At 58.4% G+C, this 5823-nt stretch carries 7 protein-coding genes; 4 read left to right on the forward strand and 3 right to left on the reverse strand.

Annotated elements, in window-relative coordinates; all coding sequences use genetic code 11:
- Positions 1-28: 28 nt before the first annotated feature.
- Both NW818_RS13010 and NW818_RS13015 read right to left on the reverse strand, forming a co-directional pair.
- Positions 29-394 carry a response regulator gene (locus NW818_RS13010; RefSeq protein ID WP_011432017.1) on the reverse strand — a complete coding sequence of 122 codons (366 nt, stop codon included), beginning with the start codon at positions 392-394 and terminating at the stop codon, positions 29-31.
- Positions 395-670: 276 nt separating this feature from the next.
- Positions 671-1618 (reverse strand): NAD(P)H-dependent glycerol-3-phosphate dehydrogenase, encoded by a 948-nt coding sequence (locus tag NW818_RS13015; RefSeq protein WP_011432015.1) that lies wholly within the window; start codon positions 1616-1618, stop codon positions 671-673.
- Positions 1619-1760: 142 nt separating this feature from the next.
- Here NW818_RS13015 and NW818_RS13020 point away from each other — a divergent pair, with 142 nt between their 5' ends.
- A complete protein-coding gene (locus tag NW818_RS13020; RefSeq protein WP_011432014.1) occupies positions 1761-2666 on the forward strand; it encodes an alpha/beta fold hydrolase in 906 nt (301 codons plus the stop codon).
- 82 nt (positions 2667-2748) lie between these two features.
- Positions 2749-3138 (forward strand): glycine cleavage system protein GcvH, encoded by a 390-nt coding sequence (gene gcvH / locus NW818_RS13025; RefSeq protein ID WP_011432013.1) that lies wholly within the window; start codon positions 2749-2751, stop codon positions 3136-3138.
- Positions 3139-3159: 21 nt separating this feature from the next.
- Here gcvH and NW818_RS13030 read toward each other — a convergent pair whose 3' ends face one another.
- The gene (locus tag NW818_RS13030; protein ID WP_414424794.1) at positions 3160-4110 is read right to left on the reverse strand and encodes a diguanylate cyclase; all 951 of its coding nucleotides are present in this window, start codon (positions 4108-4110) and stop codon (positions 3160-3162) included.
- Between the two features lie 392 nt (positions 4111-4502).
- Here NW818_RS13030 and NW818_RS13035 point away from each other — a divergent pair, with 392 nt between their 5' ends.
- The gene (locus NW818_RS13035) at positions 4503-4934 is read left to right on the forward strand and encodes a DUF3119 family protein (RefSeq protein WP_414413197.1); all 432 of its coding nucleotides are present in this window, start codon (positions 4503-4505) and stop codon (positions 4932-4934) included.
- Positions 4931-5731 carry a peptidoglycan editing factor PgeF gene (gene pgeF, locus NW818_RS13040; protein WP_414413198.1) on the forward strand — a complete coding sequence of 267 codons (801 nt, stop codon included), beginning with the start codon at positions 4931-4933 and terminating at the stop codon, positions 5729-5731. Before NW818_RS13035 ends, pgeF begins: the two co-directional genes overlap by 4 nt.
- Positions 5732-5823 lie beyond the last annotated feature (92 nt).

Consider the following 5823-nt stretch of genomic DNA (forward strand, 5'->3'; position numbering starts at 1 on the left):
ACGGGGCTTGCCGCGCCTTTTGGTCAACTCAAGACAATTGGGCAGCAACGGCTTTCAGCAGGCGTTTCTGGTCAACGGGCTTCGTCAGATAGGCATCGGAGCCAAAACATAGCCCCTGTTCAATCTCTTCGGGAGAGATTTTCGAGGAGAGAAAGACGAAGGGGATGTGAGCTGTAGACTGATCCCATCTCAGGGCATCCAGCACCCCATAGCCGTTCAGCTTGGGCATCACCACATCGCACAACACCAAGTCGGGCATCAGGGTGCGCACCATCTGCAAGCCCTCTTCTCCATCGGTGGCCGCCACCGTGTCGTACCCCGCTCGTTGCAACACCTTCTGCAGATAGGTGCGAATAGAGGGTTCGTCTTCAATCACCAGGATGCGTTTGGACATAACTTTGTAAAAAATTAAACAAAGACCTGGCCCAACCTGTCGGGCCTACTGTCCGCCTTCCCGGAGCCAGAGAGATCCGAGTTGATGCAAGAACAAGTCGAAGAACTACAGCTGCAGCATAGGGAAACTCTGGAAAAAAAAACTCCGCCAAATCGCTCATTCTGGGATCTCCCTGCTCTGCAAAAATCCTGATAGAGTGCGGAACAACTTTCCTCATCCGCAGATTTGCGGTTATGCCAGAAACCCCCCTCCTCCTTTGGGAGAAGTGAAGGCAGCCTATTCCGAAGTCAGTTGACGTTCCATCAGGCGGGTGAGGGCGGCGGTGGGGGTGGTCTGCCCTTGCAACAACAGATGCACTTCCTGGGTGATGGGCACCTGAATGCCGTGCTGGGCAGCGATCTCGACCACGACGGGAGCGGTGTAAACCCCTTCGGCGGTGCCCTCGATCTCCGCCAAAATCTGCGACAAGGGTTGGCCCTGGCCTAGCCCGTAGCCCACTCGGTAGTTGCGGCTCAAGCGGCTGTGGCAGGTGGCCAGCAGATCCCCCAACCCCGACAGGCCATTGAAGGTTTCTGCCCGTGCCCCCAGCTTAGATCCCACCCGGATCATCTCTGCCAGGCCGCGGGTAACCAGAGCCGCACGAGCATTGGCCCCCAGTTGCAAGCCATCACACACGCCAACAGCGATGGCGATAACATTTTTCAGGGTGCCGCCTAGCTCCACTCCCAGCGGATCGCTGCTGGTATAGAGGCGGAACCGCTCCGAGGAAAGGGCATACTGCACCTGCACAGCGGCCCAGGGATCCCGGCTGGCCACCACTGCCGCTGCCGGCAAGCCTTGGCGGATCTCCGCCGAAAGATTAGGCCCCGAAAGCACCACCAGGGGCTGCTCCGGGAAGGTGGCCCCCCAAATTTGGGTAGGGGTCAGAAGCTGCAGTGGATCCAACCCTTTGGTGGCCGAGACCAAAATTGCCTGCGGCGGGATCCCCACTTGGCGCACCGCTTCCACCACAGGGCGTACCCCCGCCATAGAGACGGCTGAGATGAGGATTTGGGATCCCTGGAGCACTTCTGCCAAATCCAGGCCCTTGCGGCGATTCCAAACCCGCACCCGGTGCCCTTGCCCCTGAGCCAGCATCGCCAGGGTACTTCCCCAAGCCCCGGCTCCCAAAATGGCAACGCTTTGCGGGGATGTTGGGCTTTGGCCTTCTGCGCTAGTGTTCATCTAATCTGTTCACCCGCAGACTTTCTCTTAAGCTTTCTTCGTAGGATGCCTCTCAAAAAGCCTGCGCCGGCAAAGGGAAGACCGGCGACAAAGGTTAGTATGGGTGGATACCAAATCATGGGTTAGCTCGAGAGCAGACGACATGGCAGAAGCAGGGATCCCCCGTCTTCCTCCTGAGGTAGCCGCCAAGATGGGAACCTGGCAGCACGGGTATGCCCTTACCAATGGCATTCAACTGCACTATGTCACCCAAGGGGAAGGGGAGCTGGCGATCTTGTTGCACGGTTTCCCGGAGTTTTGGTACTCCTGGCGACATCAGATTCCGGTGTTGGCGCAGCGGTTTCGCGTGGTGGCACCCGACATGCGCGGCTACAACGATTCCGACAAACCGGATCACGGCTATGACCTGGATACCCTTACCGAGGATATCCGCGGCTTGCTAAGCCACTTTGGGGCCCGAAGAGCGGTGGTCGTAGCCCACGATTGGGGGGGAGCCATTGCCTGGCACTGGGCGCAATTTTTTCCTGAGGAGATTCGCAAGCTGGCCGTCCTCAATTCTCCCCATCCGGCCTGCTTCCGGCGGGAGTTCTTGAGCAACTTGGATCAACTGCGCCGCAGTTGGTACCTGTTCTTTTTTCAATTGCCTTGGCTGCCAGAGTGGGTGCTGCAGTGGGATTTGGGAGATTGGGTGCGCCGCATTTTCCAGGAAACCTCGGTGCGCAAAAGCGCCTTCACCCGCCACGACCTCAAGCTCTACCAAGAGGCCCTCTCCAAACCCAAGGTTCTCACCTCTGCCCTCAACTACTACCGCCAGCTGTTTAACCTGCCCACCTTGCAGAACCTGTTTTTGCAGCCCATGCGGCAGATCCTCGCCCCCACCCTGCTAATTTGGGGAGAAGAAGACTTTGCCCTCAGCCGCGAGCTAACTGAGGGGATGGATCCCTTTTTCCCCAACGGCCTGCGCAAGGAGTACATCCCCGAATGCGGCCATTGGGCGCAGCAGGAAGCTCCGCAAACGGTCAATCGGCTGCTGATGGAGTTTCTCTAGCGGGCCGGGCTTGGGATCCGCTCTTTACCATCTTCAAGGGTTGACCCTAGAATAATCCACTGAATTCTACGGGAGAACCGGCATGGCCCTGGAGTATCCATCCCATCTGCGCTACGTGGACACCCACGAGTACATCCATGTCGAGGATGATATTGCGGTGATTGGGATCACAGCTTATGCCGTCGATCAACTGGGGGATATCGTTTTCGTGGGCTTGCCCGAAGAAGGGACAGAGATTGAAAAAGGGGAAAGCTTTGGCTCGGTGGAATCGGTCAAAGCCGTCGAAGATCTCTATGCCCCTCTTTCTGGAGAGGTGGTGGCCGTGAATACAGCGGTGGTGGAGAGCCCCGAAAGCCTTGCCGACGATCCCTATGGCGATGGCTGGCTGATCAAGGTGCGCATTGCCAACCCCGAAGATCTCGAGGACACCATGAGCGCCGAAGCCTACGCCAGTTTGGTGGAGGGATCCTAAACTCCAGCAGTTGGCCCTGAACTACAGCAAAGTCTCTCGGTTACCCCCCTCAGCTTTGGCTTGGTAGAGGGCCTTGTCGGCAGCAGCCAGCAGACTTTGTGGGTCAGTTCCCTCTCCCAGCTCCAGCAGAGAGGCGATGCCCACACTGCAGCTTAGGGAGATGGTCTCCGTCCCCGCCTGCACCAACAGGGTCTGGACAGCCTGCCGCAAGCGTTCTGCCAGCCCTAGGATCTGCGAGTTCGGGATCCCGCGCACCAGCAGGGCAAACTCATCGCCCCCCAAGCGGGCCACCAGATCGTCTTGGCGAACGTGAGCTTGCAGTCGCCGCGCCACCTGGATCAAGGCTTGATCCCCAGCCCAGTGCCCCCAGCGGTCGTTGATTTGCTTAAACCCATCCAAATCCAGATAGAGCACGTGGAGGGGAATGCGATGGCGAAGGGCAAAGGGGATCTCCAGCTCCAGTTGCTCCAGGAAAAAACGTCGGTTATACAGACCGGTTAGCGGGTCATAGAGGGCAGCAGTGGCCATTTGCAAAAAGAAGGCTTCTTCTGCCGCGTTGTAGTAGGCAAACTTGAGGGTGCTGGCCCCCACTTGAATGTAATCCCCATCCTTCAGGAGAACGCGGCTGACGCGCTCGCCGTTAACATAAGTGCCGTTGAGGCTCTCCAGGTCGGTGAGAACATAACCCTCACTTTCTCTTTCCAGCCGACAGTGCTGCCGGGAGACGGCGTGATCCAAGAGCTGAATGTCCGCGCGGTGGCTGCGCCCCAAAACTCCACCCCTCGCCAAGGGAAACGTCATGCCCACATTGGCGCCGCTGAGCACCGTTAGAAAGGCCGCAGTTGCCTCAGGCTGGGGTCTGCGCTCGTAAAACTCCAAGGGGATCTGAGTGGTTGGCTCCTCTGGCAACTGAGAGAGAGGGTCGAGAGGCATGGAGAGGCCCAACGAATTGTGCGGGTTAGCAGTAAGCACTCGTTATATCCGTATTATGTCGGTTTTCCCCAGGCCGTGTTTGGGTGAGCGAGGGATGTCTCGCCGGTTCTGATCTGTAAACTTGCGGAACTCTGGAGTTTATCGTATACCATCGCACGCGGTGAGGCCCTCAGTTGAGAGCTACGCGAGGATTCCATCCCGCCTGCGCGGTTGTATCGGCCAGCTGTGGGAAGAAGCTCAATGGCAAACCCCAATTTCCCCAGGATCCCAAGTATTTTTCGGGATAACTCAAAAAACGGGTTCGGTTTGCCCCTCGTTCCCTGATTTCGAGAAGAGGCTCTCTCCTCTATGTCCTACAGATCCTCTGACTTCTGAAGAGTTGCCGAGGCGGCCTAGAATGGGTCTGGGATCCCTGAGAGGAGAAATGGGGCATGATTAGACCCAATTCTGCCCATCTATTGACTCCGGATTTTCGCCTCAGCCTGTCGGTGTTGGCTTTGGCGGTGCCGCTGTTCTGGCTTTCGTTTTGGGCGGGGCTAGGGGTGGGCCTGTTTGGCCTGTTTTTGATGGTGCAGACCTCTCTGATCGGGCTGGCCTTTACCAGGACGGCGCTGCAGGTCTACAGCGGCTCCAAGCGCATCCGCGAGTTTCCCTACAGCGAGTGGCAGGATTGGCAAATTTTCTGGCCGCCGCTGCCGGTGTTGTTCTTTTTCCGAGAAACCCGGAGCATTCATTTTTTGCCGATGCTGTTTAACCCTGCTGAGCTGAAGATGTGTTTGGAAGAGCGGGTGGGTCATCTCCACGCCCAACATCGGTCTCAAGGATCCCCGCCGATTGCTGGTCCGGGTAGCTCCCGCCGATGAGTGGCTCCGCCTTGTGGGTTTGGCAGCAGGCAGGGAGATGGCGCTGGCTGGAGTGTCAGCTTTTGGCGGAGTGGCCTCATGCTTTTGGCTCTCGCCAAGGTCATCCCCATCCCCCGTCTCAGTTGGCCGCCCGGCTGCAACTGCCCCCTGAACAGGCCGCGTGGGGCCATCAGGTGCATGGCTGCAACTGGGTTTGGGCAGATGGGATCACCGAAACCTTTGGACACAAACGAGAGCAGGACTGCTCTGTTGGTCAAGGGATCCCTACCCGCTCTCAGGCAGATGCGGTCATTGCCCGCCGCCAAGGAGATTCTGCCTGGGTCTGCACCGCTGACTGTGTGCCGATTTTGGTGGCCAGCCAAGAATGGGTGGCAGCCATTCACGCCGGGTGGAGAGGCACTGCTGCGGGGATCTTGTCCAAGGTGCTGCAGGAGTTTTTACAGGCGGGGATCCCTGCTGCTGGGATCCGCGTGGCCATCGGGCCCTCTATTTCGGGGTCGGTCTATCAGGTGTCAGAGGAGGTGGCGGAGCAGGTGCTGCAAAGCCTACCCCCAGGGCTGGATGCCCGCGCCGCCCTGTTGCCCGATCCTCTGCCCGGCAAGGTTCGCCTGGATCTGCGCTGGGTCAACGGTGCCCAAGCCCAAGCCCAAGGGATCCCCCCTGAACACATTGCCGTCAGCCCCCATTGCACCCTCAGCCAACCCCAAGATTTCTTTTCCTATCGCCGCGATGGATCCCTGAAGGATGAGCAGGGCCGTCATTGCGTGCAGTGGTCGGGAATCGGCCTGCGGTCGTAGGCAGACTTGACCCAGTTCTGCCCGGAGGAACGGGAAGTAGTGGCTATAATTGCGCTCAAGACAGGGCTGATACATTTACGCTGAACACTGCT

The organism is Synechococcus sp. R6-5 (assembly GCF_047461775.1).
Lineage (GTDB): Bacteria > Cyanobacteriota > Cyanobacteriia > Thermostichales > Thermostichaceae > Thermostichus.

Coding starts and splice junctions, on each gene's coding strand:
- NW818_RS13010 (WP_011432017.1), bottom strand. CDS start 394: ATGTCCAAACGCATCCTGGTGATTGAAGACGAACCCTCTATTCGCACC.
- NW818_RS13020 (WP_011432014.1), top strand. CDS start 1,761: ATGGCAGAAGCAGGGATCCCCCGTCTTCCTCCTGAGGTAGCCGCCAAG.
- gcvH (WP_011432013.1), top strand. CDS start 2,749: ATGGCCCTGGAGTATCCATCCCATCTGCGCTACGTGGACACCCACGAG.
- pgeF (WP_414413198.1), top strand. CDS start 4,931: ATGAGTGGCTCCGCCTTGTGGGTTTGGCAGCAGGCAGGGAGATGGCGC.
- NW818_RS13015 (WP_011432015.1), bottom strand. CDS start 1,618: ATGAACACTAGCGCAGAAGGCCAAAGCCCAACATCCCCGCAAAGCGTT.
- NW818_RS13035 (WP_414413197.1), top strand. CDS start 4,503: ATGATTAGACCCAATTCTGCCCATCTATTGACTCCGGATTTTCGCCTC.